Origin of the sequence: Paenarthrobacter sp. R1, from assembly GCF_030264015.1 — a bacterium.
Classification (GTDB): domain Bacteria; phylum Actinomycetota; class Actinomycetes; order Actinomycetales; family Micrococcaceae; genus Arthrobacter; species Arthrobacter ureafaciens.
This window is the reverse complement of record NZ_CP127115.1, coordinates 3,845,562-3,862,704: the sequence shown is the minus strand read 5'-3', so window position 1 is coordinate 3,862,704 and position 17,143 is coordinate 3,845,562. Positions and strand designations below refer to the sequence as shown.

Here is a 17,143-nt window from a genome sequence, read left to right as displayed (position 1 = left end):
TGTTACTTTCGGGAACGGGCTACTTTTCAAGGCAGCCGATGGATTCAGGACCTCCCGGCGACGCCGAGCCATCGGCCCGCACAACGATCACCTGGATGCACACCGGCAGCTGCGTGGTACCGGGGAGTACCACGTTGGAGGCCAACGTCGATTCGTACGGTCCGTCCGCCTTGGCCGACTTGGTCCGCCACTTGTAGGTGTCTCCGGAATTGAGCGCGACCGGGTCCCACCTGAAGACCACCAGTCCGGGGCCGCCGCCTTGCTGGACCTCGGCGCGGATGCCCGTCACGTCGGGCACATTGCCGTCGCTGATGGCGTCTGCGGGCGGTTTGCTCGCGGTCTCGCTGGGAGCCACTTTGGGCTGCGCGGAACCGCCCAGCACCACACCTACGACGACGGCGACAGCCAACACTGCTGCACCGCTCACGCCGAGCCACAGGTTCCGTTTGCTGTGGTCGGCTTCCGGGGCCCCGGCTTCTTCGGCTGCGGGGCCCGAACGATTGACCGTGGCGGCGAGGTCATCGTGCGCCGGCGGCTGCCAGCCGCGCAAGACCGTCGACTCGGCCGTTTCCGGTTCCGGGGCGGCGTTGGGCGCGTGGACACCCGGTGATTGGAACTGCGGAAGGTTGGTTTGCGGTGCCGGGAACTGCTGCTTTGGCCGCGTAGGGCTGGTGGAAGTGCCGGCGGTGCTGGACGTACCCGGCATGGTGGACGGGAACGTCCGCGCAGGAAACGTGGGGGCCGAACCGGTGGTTGCGGTTCCGGACGCATCCGGATCGATCGAAGCGATGCTCCGGACGCGGGTATCTTCCACGTTGTCGTCCGGGTGCTGTTCATCCCCGTGCCCCGGGTCCGCCAGGACTTCGAACGGCGTCACCGACAGGTTCAGTTCCGCCTGGATGCGCTGCAATGCCAAGGCAAAGGCATGCGCCGACGAATACCGCGACTCCGGGGACTTGGCCATGGCAGTGGCAAGGACCAGTTCCAGCGATTCGGGAACATCCGCGCGGCCCAGGCGGGGCAACGGGGAGTTGGTGATGCGGGAAATCAGTTCCCGCTGCGAGTTGTCCTGCCCGGGCAACACGAACGGGGAACGTCCGGCCAGCAGCGTGTACAGGGTTGCACCCAGGGCCCAGATGTCCACGGGCACGCCGTCCACGGGCCCGCCGCGGAACTGCTCAGGGGGTGACCAGGGGATGGACATTCCGGCGTCGTCGTCGTTGTCCCCGCCGATGGTCCCGGAGATGCCGAAGTCGGTCAGGGCAGGCCGGTTGTAGTCGGTGACCAGGATGTTTGCCGGCTTGATGTCCCGGTGGACAATGCCGGCGCGGTGCGCGGTCTCGACGGCGGAAGCCACTTGGATCCCGACAGCCAGGACTTCGTCAACGCTGAACCGCTGGCGCCTGTACCGCACATCGAGGCTGGGCCGTGAGCAGTACTCCATGGCCAGGTAGGAGTGTCCGTCTTCTGTGGTCTCCGCTTCGAAGATGGTCACGATGTACGGGTGGGAGGAAAGTTGCGCCATCAGGTTTGCTTCGGACTCGAAGCGACGGCGCGCACCCTCGGTCTTCAGGTCGGACAACAGCACCTTGACCGCTACCTTGCGGCGCGGCCTGTCCTGTTCGTAGAGGAAGACGTCAGAGAAGCCGCCCGATCCCAGCAGGCTGACGTACTTGAAACCCGGGATATGGGGAGGCGGTGCAGGGGGCCTCTTGGAACTCAAAGAATCTCCTCGAAACGCAATGAAATGTCGTCACCCAACTCGGCAATGTCGCCGTCGAGCAGGATGGCCATCTCGTTTTGGGCGAGCCGGCGCGGTGCCTGGCCCTCCCGGATAAGAACGGTGCCGTTGGTCGCCTTCAGGTCGCACAGCATGACGTGCCATCCTTCCAGGCGGACCTCGACGTGCGACCGGGAGATGTCTCCCCCGGGGCTTTCCACCTGGACGAGGCGAGGCATGGTGCCGCCCTGGACCCTGGAGACGGACGGCTGCCTGCCGATGACCAACGACTTATCAAGGTCGATCAACTCGCCCGTGGAGATACGCATCCGGCCAAGCCTGGGGCGCGGCACCTGGACCGCGTCTCCGGACAGCGCGAGGCCACAGGAAGCGCACTGCGGATAGGTGGGCGGGTTTGCATGTCCCTGCCCGCACACCCGTGCTAAAACGCTGGGTCCCGTGGCGTGGTTGCCCGCGCCTTTCTGGCCGGTTGCGGTGCCGGTTGAGGAGCCACCTGCGGCCGTACCCTCAGGAACGTCCCCTGCAACACTGCTCTTCATGATGGTCTGGCCATCATGGTCCGGATCATTTTCCTCGGGAGCCTGCACCGCGGGTGGACTGGAAGTGAACTGCCGGGCGGGCGCAGCCGGTTCAGGAGCCTCGGAGGAGGCACTGCTGCGCAGCCACGGGACGGAATCAATCAGGGCCGGTACACCAAGAGGGGCCTGGCCTGCGGACCCGTCGCCGGTACCCGGTACGGCTCCGGCCGGACCAGGTACGACGCCGTTCCCTCCTTCGGCGGCTCCGTCGCTTTCCGCGTCGGCCCGTTTCGGCGACGGCAGCGGCACTCCTTCGGGGATCGGCGGCGAGGGCACCTGGGCTGCAGGAACGTCGTGGTCGTCCTCGTCTCCCACGATCCTGACCGCTGCGTCCTCGATGTTCCGCATTACGGTCTTATCCCACAGGTGGTCATAGTTGGTGGTGGTTTCCAGCGTGGGAACCATGGGATCCGTGGTGCTGGTGTGAACCGGAACGCCACCGGAGTCCTCGGAAGCTTCGGCTGCCGCAGGAGTGTCCACGGACTCATCCGGCTGGAATTCGTCTGAAGGGTCCTCCCCTGGAACGACGTCTTCCGCGGGCCCGGGAGCGGTTTCCGGCGCAGACGCGGCGGCGGCCTCCGGACCGGCAACAACAGGCAGACCGTCCGTGTGCGGAGCGATCGTCAAGCCAAGGTCCACGTCGGTGTAGCCAAGCACAGTCTCATCCGAGACCCGTCCGCCGCCCGGTGCCGCCACGGGCCCAGCGTCCGCGGGTGCCACCACGGGCTCCGCGTCGGCTGCGGGTGTTTCAGTTCCGGGGGCCGGGGCAGCCGCCGGAACGCCGGCAAGGACGACCTCCAGCGCGGCAAGCCGCACTACTCCCTCAACCACCGGCAGGCCCAGCGGGACGGTACCAGCCGCCGTCGTGGTTCCGCCGGAAGGTCCTGCACCGCCGTTGGAGGCTGCCGCACTACCGCCGGAACCGATCCGCAGGCTGACGGAGTCCGGTGACTGCAGCCGCCGCTCCGTCCAAGTGGTCACGTCCCGGCCGGACAACTGCTCGCCGCCGGAGGCCGAGTGGACTTCAAGGTCGAGGTCGCCGCGAAGGAAGACCCTGAGCTGGTCTTTGGAATCAATGATGCCGAAGGGCGGAATCCTGGTCAGTGATACGCCGAACGCCTCCGTGACCTCATGGAGTACCTCGTGGGCCTCGGGCGCGGAGGCCAGGAGCTCCCACACGGACTCCACCAGCGATTCCGGAGTTTCCGGCCCGAGGAGGACGACTGTTCCCCGGCGCAGCACTCCAAACCAGTCGCCGTGACGGTAGCGGGCGACGGCAGGCACGCCATTACTTGCCATCAGCACCGTCCTCGGTTTCCGCGCCGTTGACCCAAGCCCGTGGCAGGGTGTCCTCTTCGACGTCGTTGCCCACTTCCGGGCGCGGCGCAGTGGTGGCAATGCCGGCGTCGTTCAGGACGTTCTTGGCGTCCACCACAATGACGCTCACGTTGTCCCGCCCGCCGCTGCGGAGGGCCGCCTGGATCAGGGCATCCACCGCGTCCTGCGGGTGGGCAACGGTGCTGAGGATGCGGAACAGGTGGTCGTCCCCGAGTTCCCCGTTAAGTCCATCGGAGCAGACCATGATCCGGTCGCCCTCCTGGATGGGGAGGAGCCAGAAGTCGGCCTCGGTCTCATCGCCGGTGCCCAGGGCCCGGGTGACCACGTGGCGGCGCGGATGGATGGCGGCCTGTTCGGCCGTGATGTCCCCCGAATCCACCAGTTCCTGCACCTCCGAATGGTCCACGCTGACCTGCGAGAACTGGCCCTGGCTCAGCAGGTACGTCCGGGAATCGCCGATGTTCATGACCAGCCAGTACGGCACGCCCATCTGCTCGACCACCACGACGCCGGACAACGTGGTCCCTGCGCGTCCACCGGTGGCATTGCGGATAGCCGCGTCCGCCTTCAAAAGGCAGCCCTGCAGCTCGCCGGCCGAGGCCGTCCGCGTGCCTGTAGCCAGTTCCGGGGCGCTGCCCAGGGTGCGAACGCACATGCCACTGGCGATCTCCCCCGCCTCGTGGCCCCCCATGCCGTCGGCCACGGCAAAGACAGGATCCGAGGCAATGAACGAATCCTCATTCAACTCGCGGCGCAAACCGCGGTCCGTACCGTAGCCGTAGCTCAATTGGAAGCTGGAAGCGGCTGCATTGGCGTCGGCATCGGGGGTTGCCGGCTGTGAATTCATGCTTGTCCTAGGTGGAAGGAACGGTCACCGAAGTGGACGGTGGAACCGGGGCGGACGAAAACTGCAACACCTGGCTGCAAACGGGTTTGGAGGCCGTCGGGGGTGGTGACCGCGCTGCCGTTGGTGGAGTTGCGGTCGGTGACCCAGACGCCGTCACCATCCACCCGCAGGTGCAGGTGCGTCTTGGAGATGGAGCGCCCCGGGTCGGATACCGGCAACAGCTGCTGGGTAGCTTCGCCGGGCTGTGGTGCGGGATTGCGGCCAAGGAGAACCGTGCCGCCGAGCTGGACATCCTGGCCGTCGTCAATGCGGATCCGCAGGACTGCCTCGGCCCGTGCAGCACCCGGCCGCATCCGGGTGCGGTCGAGGTCGTCATCAGGATGGGCAACGGCGGGCACGGATGCCTGCGGGACCGGACGCGGTGCAGTGGGGGGACGCCACTGGTTGGGATCGTGCGGAGGCAACGCGCCCTGTGCGGGCGCAGCAGGCGAGGAGCCCGACGCCGGTTCGGTCGCCGCCGGCGCGGGGACGGGAGCCGGTGCCGAAGCCGGCGACGGGCTCGGAACCGGCGAGATAACGGGCTGCACCGGAGGCAAGTCCACCGGCGCGAAGCTGTACGGTCCTTGGATGCCGCCGGTGGCTACGGGGTTGCGACCCGCATGGACATCGAAGACCAGGGTCTTGGCTGCCTTGTCCTGCCACCCCTCCAGCTTGCCGTTCTTGTCCCAGGCGCTGGAGACCACCACGAGGATGGCCCAGATAGCTCCCAGCACCATCAGCGGGAGCGCGATGAAAAGAACCAGGCCAAGCTGCCCGATGGCGAGCAACACAGCACCGACGATTGCCCCCAGCAACAGGCCGCCGCCGGTGACGATGCCCCGGACGAAGACGGCTCCAGCGCCGGGAGCGTAACCGTCCGCGTCAGAGCTCCGGATGCCCATGAGCTGGTTGCCGATGGTGTTGCCGGACTTGGCCTCGATGCCGAGCAACACGAACATGTAGGCCACGGTGACGGCCAGTCCGATGCTGCCGAGCAACACGAGCAGGCCGGTGTCATACACAATGAAACCGTTCCGGCGAGTTTGCGTGATCCCGGCAATGCCGATGGCAAAGGTAGTGACCAGGACGGCAAGGGGAAGAAGCCAGTCGAGCACGGCGGCGCCCAAGCGCTTGCCCGCTGAAGCCGGCACAAGTTCAAGCTTCGTCGACACCGTGGTCCCTCCCCCTGGATTCACCCCTGTGCCTGCCATGGTTGCAGGCATCGCCGCGGCTGTCCGCCCCGCAGCTTCCTGAGCGGACACTACCGAGATACTACCGGGACCGGGCGCGCCTTGATGGTTCGCCTGGTCCTGGGCAGCCAGGTGCGCATGGTTCACGTTGCGTTCCCGACGCGCTCCCCGGTTGCTCAACGGGGAACCGCAGAAGGTGCAGAAAGCAGCGCCGGGCCGCACTCCATGGCGGCAGGCCGGGCACAGTTCAACATCACTGTTCACCCGATCCGCCCCTCCTGAAGAGGGATTTCAGCTTGGCAAATACGCTCACGCTTGTCCGCGGCCCGCTGCCGGGAACGGTCTCGCGCTGTTCCCGTCGCCTCAGGGCGGCGCGTCCATCCGCCAGCAGGGACCGCGGCGAGAACCGGGCCTGCTGCCGTTTCCAGAAGCCAACGCTTCCCGTGATGTCCTCCAGCGACGAGTCCACGATCTTCCAATACTCCTTGACCTCATCCTCGCTCGGCTGCCCGGCTCCGAAGACGGCAGCGTCGGCACGGTGGGCAAGCACGGTGGTGGTGCTGCCTGCCACGGGGAAGGCGTCCGCAATCACCGAGGCCGATTCGCGCCGCGTCGACTTGTTGTCGATTGACGCGCCCATGTCAGTGGCAAGGCTCAGCACCTCGTTCCATCCTCCGCCGACCCGCTGGGCGGGGTGGCCGTCACGGAAACGCGCCTTCCGGCGTCGTGCCTTCAACAGAAGGATCAGCAACAGCGGGATGGCCAGGATCCCCAGCGGAATCAGGGCAACGCCGATGGCGGCCAGCAGCGGACCCCAGAAGAGCCAGGGGTTGTTCTTCTTCTCGTCGGCATCCAGGGCGTCCGGGGTGGAGTCCGGCGGCAGGTCCGCGGGCTCCTGCGGCGGGGGCGGCGGCTGCAGGACCTGCGGCTTGGGCTTGGATTTGCTCTCGGGGTCCGGCGGGATGGGCACGTTGTCCTTGGGCGGCGTGGGATCGAACGCCACCCAACCCACACGGTCAAAGGCAACCTCCACCCAGGCGTGCACATCCTTGCCTGTGATCTTGATGTCGCCGGCACCGTTTTCCGGGCTCTTGGGGTCCGGGTAGAACCCCATGACCACACGGGAGGGGATGCCCAGGTGGCGCAGCATGAGGGACATGGCAACCGAATATTGCTCGTCGTCGCCCAGCATTTGCTTGGCGGAGAGCAGGTTACGGACGCGTGCGGCACTATGGCCGGGCAGGCTGGGCAGCTGGCCCTCGGCTACCAGGCCGTTACTGAACGCACCACTCTTCTGGAAGTGCGCCTCGATCTGGCGGACCCGGTCGATCGCCGTGGGAGCATCAGCCGACAGTTCGTTCGCTTGCGAAGCCACGATCGGCGGAACTTCCTGGGCGTCCGGCAGGGTGATCTTGGCGAAGTCGTACTGGGTGAGCTGACCGTGCTCCAGTTTCCCTGGGTCCGAGACCTGCACTGTATACGAGTCACCCTTGCCCAGGCCCTGCGTGGTCACCGCGGTGTCCGTCCCGGCGTTGAAGTACAGGCCCGATGCCGCTCCCGCGGCCTCCGCAAAGCTCAGGCCGGTGGTGTGGCGCCCGCCGGGGACGAAGTACCCCTGATAATCCTCAATAGTGATGTCCAGCGAGTAATTGGTGCTGGCGACGGGGCTCCCCGTATCCGCCAGCGTGTTCAAGGACCGGGCGTCCCCCACCTTGCTGAAGTTGCCGGAGCTGTTCGGATCCATGGTGTAGTTCAGCCCGTTGAACGAATCCAGGGCCGCCAGCCTGACCCTGCCGTCCTTGGGCAGGCCCTTCACCGAGAAGAGCGTGCTGTCCTTCTGGTCCTTCACGAAGTTCCGGAAACTGGCCAGCGGCGTGACGTAGTCGCGTGGATCGAACGGCGGCACGATCGTGTTGCGCAGCACCTTCCGGTCATCGCTGGCGGTCACCAGCGGCGATGCGACGGCGGTAATGGCGACGGCGGCGGCAATGACCGCTGCCCCGGTCCCCAGGCGGCGGAGCTTGCCGCGGCGGGCCGCACCGGCGTCGTGGTCCGTCCGGTTGGCCGACACTGTCTTGGTGCTGGACTGGCGCAGGGCGTCGCGCCGGAAGGTTGCCCACACAATCGCGATGATGGTGAGGGAAACGCCGCGTTCGACGTTGAGGAAACCGGCGCTGGTGCTGAAGGCAATACCCGTCACAAAGAGCGCCAGGACCGGCAAGAGCGGCCAGTACGGGCTCTTGAGCCGCCAAGCCAACAGACCTGCGGCCAGCGCGGTGATCAACGAACTGAGGAACGGCACAATCAGCATGCCGTTCGCGGTGCCCACCGGGACACCGACGGTGAGCATGTCCTTCCAGGCGAAGACAATTCCCAGAAGCAGGGTCCTGAGCGAATCGAGGCTTGGCAGGAACCCCAGCACTGCGGTGTCGGGGACCGCCAGGGCCGATCCAAAAAGCATGTAGGCGCCGAACGCCAGCGCCGTGGTAATCAGCAGCCCCAGGCGAAGGTGCGCATTCAGCACGGCAATTCCCAGGCCCAGCAGGATGCCGCCCAGCCCGGCAATGAGGTAGCGCGGGTCTCCCCCGAAGCTCAAGCTGAAACCAAGGACGCCCAGGAACAACAGGACAACCAAAGCGCCGCAGTCGATGGCGAAATGCCATGCCGGCCGGCCGTCGGCGAAGAAGGACGGTACAGGTTTGGCGCTCCGGCTGCGGTCGCGGGTGCGAAGATTCGGCGCGGTACTCATGCTGCCGCCTTTCGAAGGACAATCGCAAGGTCATCCAGGTCACCGACGGTCAGGACCGTGAGGTCCGCGATGTTCGCCCTCGACGGCGCCGCGCCCGGCTGGACGCGCACGGCAAGGCTCCGGACACCCGGCATGATGGAGGCCGCCGCGGAACGCAGCTCCGTCGCTGTCACCTGGCTGCCCACGACGAAGAACACCACGGAGGCGTTCGGGACGGTGTCCGACAACGTACGGGCAAGGTCGACGGCGGTTTTCCGCATGGGTGCCCCGACGATCCTCGTCATGTCATCGAGCAGGTTGCGGCCGGTTTCGCAACGAAGCGGCCCCTTCTGCGTCAGAACGTCCAGTTCGCGCTGCTCACGGATGGCCTGGCGGCCAATGGAACCAGCCACGGAGATGGCCATCTCGAACTCATGCTCGGAATCGTATTCGTCGGTGTTGATGGACAGTGAGATGGCGAGGTGGGCCCGTCGGGTTTCCTCGAACTGGCGGACCATCAGCTTGTTGGTGCGTGCCGTGGTCTTCCAATGGATGTGCCTGCGGTCATCGCCCGGCACGTAATCCCGGAGGGCGTGGAAGGAGACGTCCGCGCTGGAAAGTTCGGTGGTGGGCATACCTTCCAGGTCACGGATGAAACCTGCGGCAGAACCACCCAACGGCACCGTCCGGGGATGGACGTACAGGTCCACAGGTTCAGTCCAGAGCACCCTTCGGCGCAGGAGGTGGAGGGGGTCGGCGCGCACGGAACGCACGGGACCCACCACGATCACGGCACGCCGGGCAGTGGGGATGGTGAAGAGATCCTCGTGGACCTGCGCGGGCTTCATCCGGGGCAAGTGGAAGACGGCGGTGTTCGCCCCCACCGGAAGCTCCAGTGATGCCGGGAGCAAAGGCCGTGCGGAGACGTTGGAGACGGCAATGCTGCCCACTGCGTCATCGCCCACTGCAACACGGGTACGGGCGAGGTCCAGCACCACACCGTACGCCGAGCGGCCCACGATGAAAGCGATGGCGAACACGAACAGCAGGAAGGCCACCATCGCAGCGGACTTCGCTTCCTGCCAGCCCCAGGACTGTCCTGCGATCCACAAAGCAACGGCCGCTGCCAGCACTACCCAGCCCAGGACGCTCACCACGGAAAGGACCGGCCAGGCAAAACGCAACCAGTAGGCCCGGACCTTGGACCACACCGGGGCAAGCAACTCCCCTGCTGTCCCCGCGGCTTCAGCCCACACGGCAGCCGGGTGGAGCTTGCTCTGCTTGCCCCTGCCGTTTCCAGGGCGGGGCCGGTTGCCGGGTTGGCCGACCGGTTGGCCGCCCGGGCGTTTGCCGGAACCGCCGACTGAGCGGATCTTGCTGCCAAGCGCCGATGTTGCACGCTTGAGCGAATCAGCAGCCCTGTTCAGGGGTGTGCTGGAGGACATGTGGAGACCTTTGTTCGTGCCGGGGATGCGGGTGTGAAGCTGCAGGACCTATGCGCTGTTCTTAAGCGCTGGCGCTTTTTATGCGCTGGCGCGTTGCTGCGGCGCCGCTACGTCAGCCAGGACACGCGTCAGGACTACCTCGGGCGTGGCGCCGGAGAACTCAGCCTCCGGGTCCATGACCAGGCGGTGCGTCCACACGACGGGCGCCAGTTCCTTGACGTCATCCGGCAGGACGAAGTTGCGTCCCTGGCTTGCTGCCCACACCTTGGCGGCGCGAACCATCGCCAAGGCACCACGCACGGAGACGCCAAGGCGCGTCTCCGAAGCATTGCGGGTCTCCTCACAAAGGCGCGAGATGTACTCAAGCACTGCAGTGTCAACGTGGGTGGTAGCGGCGAGGTCGGCCATGTCGGCCACAGCCTGGGTGGTGATGATCGCCGAGAGATCCTTGGAGCGGTCCTTCAGGTTGCTCCCGCCCAACAGACGCACCGTGGAAGCGTGGTCCGGGTAGCCGATGGAGGTCTTGATGAGAAAGCGGTCCAGCTGTGCTTCCGGCAAGCGGTAGGTGCCCGCCTGCTCGATCGGGTTCTGGGTCGCCAGGACCATGAACGGCCGGCCGGCGTCGTACGTAGTGCCATCCACGGTCACCCGGGACTCCTCCATGACTTCCAACAGTGCGGACTGGGTCTTCGGCGACGCACGGTTGATTTCGTCAGCAAGCACGATGTTGCTGAACACCGGCCCCTTGTGGAACTCGAACTTCTGGGTCTTCTGGTCGTAGATAGTCACACCCGTGACGTCCGAGGGCAGGAGGTCAGGGGTGAACTGGATGCGGTTGTGGGAACCTTGCACCGTCGCGGCCAAGGCACGTGCCAGCGAGGTCTTACCAGTACCCGGCGCATCCTCGAACAGCACGTGGCCCTCGGCCAGCATTGCGGTGAACGTCAACCGGATGACGTGTTCCTTGCCCAGGACTGCCTGGCCCACGTTGGCAACGAGCTTCTCGAACGTTTCTGCAAACCACGCGGCCTGCTCGTTTGTCATGGTCATTGCTTGGGAGTCCTTTTCTTCAGTCCGAAGTGTTCTTGTGGAGTTGAGTGTGGTGGTGCCACGCGGGTCATCAGCAACCCCCCGGCCGGGGTCCGTAAAGGTCCACGGTGGTGGACTTCACGTACCAGCCATCCTTGGGACTGCCCTTGAGGCGGTACCAGGCAGTACTACCGCCATAGATGTTCTTGGTGCAGTCGATGGTGATCTTGCCCCACGAGCGCTCTACCCAACCGACGCCGCATTTGGCCGGGCTACCGGGAGTGTAGGAGTCGGGCAGGCCCGGTTTACCCGGGCACGTCCGGACGCTGGCTGCTTCCACCTGGATCTGCGACGGCGTCGGCGGTGGTGGCGGTGGCGTGGGGTCTGCTCCGCTGGTGGCGGTCACGTTTCCGCTGGGCGGTCCTGCCACAACCGTGACGGCCCGGACGTTCAGCCTGCGGGTCTTCTCCCAACCTCCGGCGGAGACGTCGTAGCGGTTTGCCTTGCCAACGCTGGTCCAGCCGCCGCCGTCGAGCGAGACTTCGAAGTGATCCAAGGGGCGACCGTTGGTGGCCGGGTTGTTCCACGTCCAGTGCACCTGGCCGTCGCCCTTGGCCGATTTGCCACCGCTGACGTTGGGCGCGTTCGGCGGACCGTAGGGGTTGCCCGTTCCAACTGCTTTGGCGTCGCCGGCCATGTTGTTCTTCACGGAGGTGGCAATGATATTGACCACCACGTTGGTACCGTTCGGCTGTCCACCGATCACACCGCCACCGCGCGCGATGGGTCCGGAACCGGACGCCGTCTGCCAGCGGTAGGTGATCTCGTTGTCCTGGGAGCCGTTGCGTTCGGCCGCGGTCAGCGGAGTGAAGGTCACTTGCAGCTGGCCGCTGGTACCCGTTTCCTTGACCGACCCGCTGCCAACTGTTCCTGGCTTGCCCGCGGCACGGATCGCCGCCGATTGCTGGCTGACACCGCTGACGCCGGCCTTGTTGGTGGCGGAGACCGTGAACGTGTAGTCGGCCTCGGAATTGGCGACGGTCACGTTCTGTGAGGTGGCCGCAACAGTCTGCGTCGTCACGACGGCGCCACCGCGGTAGGTGGTCAGCGTGTAGGCGGACACAGGATCACCGTTATTGTTCGGAGCCGCCCAACTGACCTTCAGCTGGCTCTGGTTGCCCACGGACCCGGCGCCGGACACCGACGGTGCCGACGGCGTCGCCGGAACACCGGCAGGCGTTTCTGCCGCCGAATAGGGGCTCCACTCGGACGGTTCCTTGGCATCGTTCCTGGCAAGCACGCGCACCTTGTAGGCCACGCCGTTTGTCAGGCCCTTCCATACGTAGCTGGCCCCGGTCAGGTTCTGGATCTGCGGGTTCTGCCCGGCAGGTGCAGGCGAGATCTCCAGATCGTAGGACTTCACCGGAGAACCCTTGCTGGCCGGCGGTACCCAGGCGACAGACAACTGCTTGTCGCCGAACTTCAGGGTCGGAGCCAAGGGGGTGTCAGGCTTGACGTCGGGCCGGACCTCCGCGGAGACCGGTGAACGCTCGGATTCATTGATGGCATTGGTAGCCGTCACGGCAAAGTGGTACTTCACGTTGTTGGTCAGGCCCGTCAAGGTACACGTGTTGGCCGGGCAGTCCTGCTTGAATCCGCCCTCGCCGTACACGGTGTACTTGGTGATGGGTGAGCCCCGGTCTGCCGGCGCGGTCCAGGTCAGCAATGCCGTTTGATCGCCCACGCTCTGCGCCAACGGCGTGGTGGGGGCAGCCGGCTTGTCCTTCACCGTCAGGCGGATGCGGGCCGTCGAGTAGCGGGACAGCTCCCCGGTCTTATCGGACACGGTGTAGGCAACCACCATGGTGCCCGTGAAACCGCCGCCAGGGGTGACCGTCACACTGTCGCCGCCGGGTTCAGCCGCGCCCTCACCGGTTTCCACCACGGCAGAGACGATCTTCAAAGCCGTATCCGGGAACGGGTTGGAGTCATTGGCAAGGACATTGACGGTGACAGGCTTGCCTGCCTGTGCATCCGGCTCAACGTCGTCATTTGCCACCGGCTTGGGACGGTTGGACGCCGTCAACGTCAGCTTGTAGCTCGCCAGGGCTTCGAGTCCGCGAGGGTCCTTGGCCTTGACCTGCACCGTGCCGCCCTGCCCGATCTGGACCGAATCGTTGGCTGATGCCTTCAGCGTCTTGCCGTCGAGCTGCACCCGGAAGCCGCCGGGCGCGGAACCCACCAGCTCATACTTCATGTTCCGGACATCGTCCGCGTCCGGGTCCGACGTCAGCTTTTCCAGGTCCAGGCTCGCGGAGTCACCCTTGGGCACTTCGAGGTCGCTGCCCAGCAACTCCGGCGGGTTGTTCTTGTTCGGGTCCGGCAGCACCTTGGTCCGGATGCTGAGCGTGGACTTCAAACCATTGGGATCATCGGGGCCTGAACCGTCAGTGACCTCGAAGCTGATGGAACCCGGGCCAACATACTCCACACCGGCGGTGTACTTGATGGCGGTTCCATTGCCGGCGATCGGATCGCTGCCGTCGGAACCGATGAGCTTGATGCGGTCGGCCTGGGTAAGCCGCGGTGACTTGCCCTCACGGACCTTCACCCACTCGGAGAGGTTAACAGTGACGGACTGTCCGGAGACCAGTTCCACTACCTCGTCCTTGGCGAGTGTGGGCACCTGCTGGCCGACGCCGGGGACCCAGATGATGGCCGTGGACTTCTGTCCGTCCACGTCCTCCACGGTGTAGGGCACCAGCTGCGGCTGCTCGGTGAGTTCCACAAAGACGTTCCCCTCGGCACCAGGCCGTGCGGTAGGCGAGTCGGTGGCGATCTTGAGGTTCTCGCCCACCCCGTCCGGGTCCTCGTCATTCTTGAGCACCGGAACATCCACGGCGGTCTTGCCGAGGGTCTGGGCGGACGTGACGCGGTCATCGCGGGCGATCGGCGCCTGCAGCGGGACGTCGTTCTTGACCACCACGCGAATGGTGGCCTGTCCTACGGCATCGCGATCGTCAGCCACTGCGTAGCGGACGTTGACGGTGCCTTCGGCCGCCGGAGCGGTCAGGAGGATGCGGCCGCTGGTCTTGCTCACGTGGGCGTCCAGCGCGGCGTCGGCCTCAATGCTGTCGGTCAGGATGCGGATCTGGTCGCCATCAGGGTCGGTGTCGTTGGCCGTCGCATCGACGGCGATCTGGCGGCCCGGGCGAACCTGAACCTCGTCATCCACCGGGGTGGGCTTCTGGTTGTTTTCGCCCCGGGGTGCGACGCCGACCGTTACGGTTCCGGTGTTGACGGCACCCTGGCGGTCGATCACCTTGTAACGGAAAGTGTCCGTCCCTGCGCCGTCACCTGCGGCGACGAAATCGATGAAGTTGCTTCCCGCCGTCGCGGTTCCCATGGTGGGCGTGCTGTCGATGCCGGTGAGCTGGACCGAGTCGCCGTCGGGATCGATGCCGTCCAGCGGGACGGGAATCCGGACGGTTCCACCGGCAACCACGCGGGCCGTCAGGTTCTGCGGCTGCGGCCGGGAGTTTTGGGCGCCTTCCAGCGGAAGAATATGGATGGTCACCGCTGCGGCGCTCTTCTGGCCCTGGGGATCGACGGCGTTATATATGGCGCGCACGGTCTTGGGCGTGGGGCCCGCGATGAAACGGAGCGTGTTCTCGGAGGTGAAAGCTTTGCCGTCTTCCTCGGCAACGGTCTGGGCCAGCACCGGGTCAACGGTAAGCTCCTGGCCCTGCGGGTGCGTGTCGTTGTCCAGGACCGGAACGGTCACGACGTCGTTCACGCGTACGTTGACCTCGTCCGGCTTGGGCTGGGGAGCCTCCACGACGGCGGGTGCAGGTACCGGGACGACGCCCACCGTGCCGGCGGCCGAGGCCCGGCCGTTGGACATCGTGTAACTGAAGACGAACGGTTCCTTGGCGCCGAGGACGTCGGTGATGCGCAGGACGCTGTGGTCGATCACGCTCACCGAAGCTGATGAGCCCTCCGGAACGGTGACCGATTGCAAAACGAGCACTCCCCCGGACGGGTCGGAGTCGTTGGCCAAGGGATCCACCAGGACACTTCCGCCCACAGGCAGCAATGCCACGTCGTGAACGGCGACGGGTGCGCCAGTGTCCTTGCCGGATTCAACGTCCACCCGGATCAGCCCCTGGCTGCTCTGGGGTCCGTTGCTGGCAATATAGGTCAGGTACACCGGTCCGGGGGTGTTGCTGCGGAAGGTGAACGTCCCGCCGTCGGTGATGGGACCCAACTCCGCTTGGCCGGCTGCTTCCACGTGGGCAACACGCAAAGCGCCGCCGTTGGGGTCGACGTCGTTCTTCAGCGGAGAGATCACCAGGTCCTGGCCCACAACAGCCGTGACGTGGTCGGCGTTTACCACCGGCGCCAAAGCTCCCGGCGGCTGGACGTTGACCACAACGCGGCCCGTCGTCGTGTCCCGTCCGTCCCATACGGTGATGGTGACGTTCTTCTTGCCCGGGGCAGCGCCGGAATCCTGGTAAGTCAGCAGGCCGTCCCGCCGGACCTTCACCTGGTCCTGTTCGTTGTCGGCTTTGGCGTCGAGCAGAACGAGGTCGTCACCGTCGGGATCCATCCAGTCAGTCAGGATGTTCTGGCTGACGGACTTGCCCTGTTCCACCAGCATGGTGGTGGGCTCAGCGCGCTTGAAGAACGGCGGTTTGTTCTCTTCCGGAGCGACGACCCGCAGCGTGACCCTGCCGGCAGCGGAGAGTCCACGCCCGTCGGAGGCGTTGTAGTCGAAGGTCTCCGTTCCGGGCTTCGCTTCGGCCGGGACCTTGATCTGGAACGCCGAACCTCCATAAATGTTCTCCAGCGCACCTGCCTTGGGTGCATTGGCGCCCACTGCGGCCGTGAGAACGTCTCCATCGGGGTCCGAGTCGTTGTCAAGGACACTCAGGACGGTGGTGCGTCCGGGCCGCACTCCGAACTCGTCGGGCTTGGTCTCGGGTGCCCGGTTGGGTTTGGTCCGGTCCGGAAGGACGTTGATGGTGTTGTTGTCCGCGGACTCCTGGTCCTGGTCGTCGGACTGGTTCTTGGGCGGGACAACGTCGTCCCAGTTGTTGACCAATTGCATGTTCTGGTTGACCAGCCACACGCTGCCCGAATTGATATCGTTCAGGACCACCAGGTCCCTGTTGACGCGGAACACGTAGTTGGGCGAAGCGCTTGCCTTGGGGACATCGTTCTTCTTGTCGTCTGCGTCATTCTCGCAGTCACGCACGTATTTGTTGGCTCCGGCCCACGCGGCGTGGACGCACTTGCCCACCTGAACGGGCGCGGCGGGAACACCTTCGCCGTCGGCGCTGACCGTATCGGCAGTGGAGCCGTCCAGCGGCTGCTTCAGCAGGTTCTTGCGGGTGGAGATGGCCACGAAGCCGCTTTCCGCGCTGGTCTGCTGGAGCTTGGCCTCGCGGGCATCGGCCAGTTGCAGCTTGCGCCCACCCGGCAGGAACAGGTTGCCGGACGCGGCATCCAGCGCCACCGGCTTGTCTCCTACAACAGCCAGTTGCAAGTCCCCGGCGCCCTTGAGCTCATCGACTTTGGTGACTTCCGAGGCGGTCCGTTCCCCGTTGACGTCCACGGTGGTGACGGTGATCTCGCCCTTGCCCGGATCCGCGGTGTAAATACGGTTGTCATTGCCAACCGCGGACACGAGGCCTTGGGAACCGGTCAGGACGGGTTCGGTCCCTTCTTCATCGAACCCGTTGACGGTGGAGGGAGAAAGCGCCCAGACCTTGCCCTTGGCAGGATCAGTGACAGAGAGCACCGTAGAGCCGTAGCTGACCTGCGCCGACGACGGAAGCTGCTTATCGCCGCCAAGTTTCAGGTTCGCGGCGGACACCTGGTTGATAGTGGAGCCGGATTCGTCGTCGACAAACACGTTGCTGTCGTGCTGAAGCACATCGAAGGTGGTGCTGGCCGGAGTGACCGCCCCGTCCAGTACCCGTGAAGGGTAATTGAGCCGGCCCACGGCGTTCTTGGTCTTGCTCACAACCCATACGCCGCCGTCGTTCAAGTCCACCTCGGTGGTCTTGAATCCCGGGTACAGCACAGCTGCCGCCACCAGCACGGCACCTGCTGCCGTTGCCGCGGTTGCGGACACCAATTTTCTGTTTCGACGCTTTTTCAGCCCCAGCTTGCCGAAGAAAGAAGTCACGACCCCAAAATTCCC

At 65.6% G+C, this 17,143-nt stretch carries 8 protein-coding genes; all 8 read right to left on the bottom strand.

Annotated features, from left to right (window positions below):
• Nucleotides 1-19: 19 nt before the first annotated feature.
• On the bottom strand, nucleotides 20-1,723 hold the full coding sequence (locus QN084_RS18435; protein WP_069694778.1) for a serine/threonine-protein kinase: 1,704 nt from the start codon (nucleotides 1,721-1,723) through the stop codon (nucleotides 20-22).
• Nucleotides 1,720-3,618, bottom strand: coding sequence for an FHA domain-containing protein (locus tag QN084_RS18430; protein WP_069694777.1), 1,899 nt, complete (start codon nucleotides 3,616-3,618; stop codon nucleotides 1,720-1,722). Before QN084_RS18430 ends, QN084_RS18435 begins: the two co-directional genes overlap by 4 nt.
• On the bottom strand, nucleotides 3,608-4,504 hold the full coding sequence (locus tag QN084_RS18425; RefSeq protein ID WP_062095835.1) for a PP2C family protein-serine/threonine phosphatase: 897 nt from the start codon (nucleotides 4,502-4,504) through the stop codon (nucleotides 3,608-3,610). The genes QN084_RS18430 and QN084_RS18425 overlap by 11 nt, the downstream gene beginning before the upstream one ends.
• On the bottom strand, nucleotides 4,501-5,997 hold the full coding sequence (locus QN084_RS18420) for an RDD family protein (protein WP_069694776.1): 1,497 nt from the start codon (nucleotides 5,995-5,997) through the stop codon (nucleotides 4,501-4,503). Before QN084_RS18420 ends, QN084_RS18425 begins: the two co-directional genes overlap by 4 nt.
• Entirely contained in the window at nucleotides 5,987-8,482 is a 2,496-nt protein-coding gene (locus tag QN084_RS18415; protein WP_021471391.1) for a transglutaminase TgpA family protein, read from the bottom strand. Before QN084_RS18415 ends, QN084_RS18420 begins: the two co-directional genes overlap by 11 nt.
• Entirely contained in the window at nucleotides 8,479-9,906 is a 1,428-nt protein-coding gene (locus QN084_RS18410; RefSeq protein WP_021471392.1) for a DUF58 domain-containing protein, read from the bottom strand. Before QN084_RS18410 ends, QN084_RS18415 begins: the two co-directional genes overlap by 4 nt.
• A gap of 78 nt (nucleotides 9,907-9,984) precedes the next feature.
• On the bottom strand, nucleotides 9,985-10,956 hold the full coding sequence (locus tag QN084_RS18405) for an AAA family ATPase (protein ID WP_062095829.1): 972 nt from the start codon (nucleotides 10,954-10,956) through the stop codon (nucleotides 9,985-9,987).
• A 70-nt stretch (nucleotides 10,957-11,026) separates the two neighbouring features.
• On the bottom strand, nucleotides 11,027-17,128 hold the full coding sequence (locus tag QN084_RS18400; RefSeq protein WP_069694774.1) for an Ig-like domain-containing protein: 6,102 nt from the start codon (nucleotides 17,126-17,128) through the stop codon (nucleotides 11,027-11,029).
• Between the last annotated feature and the right edge of the window lie 15 nt (nucleotides 17,129-17,143).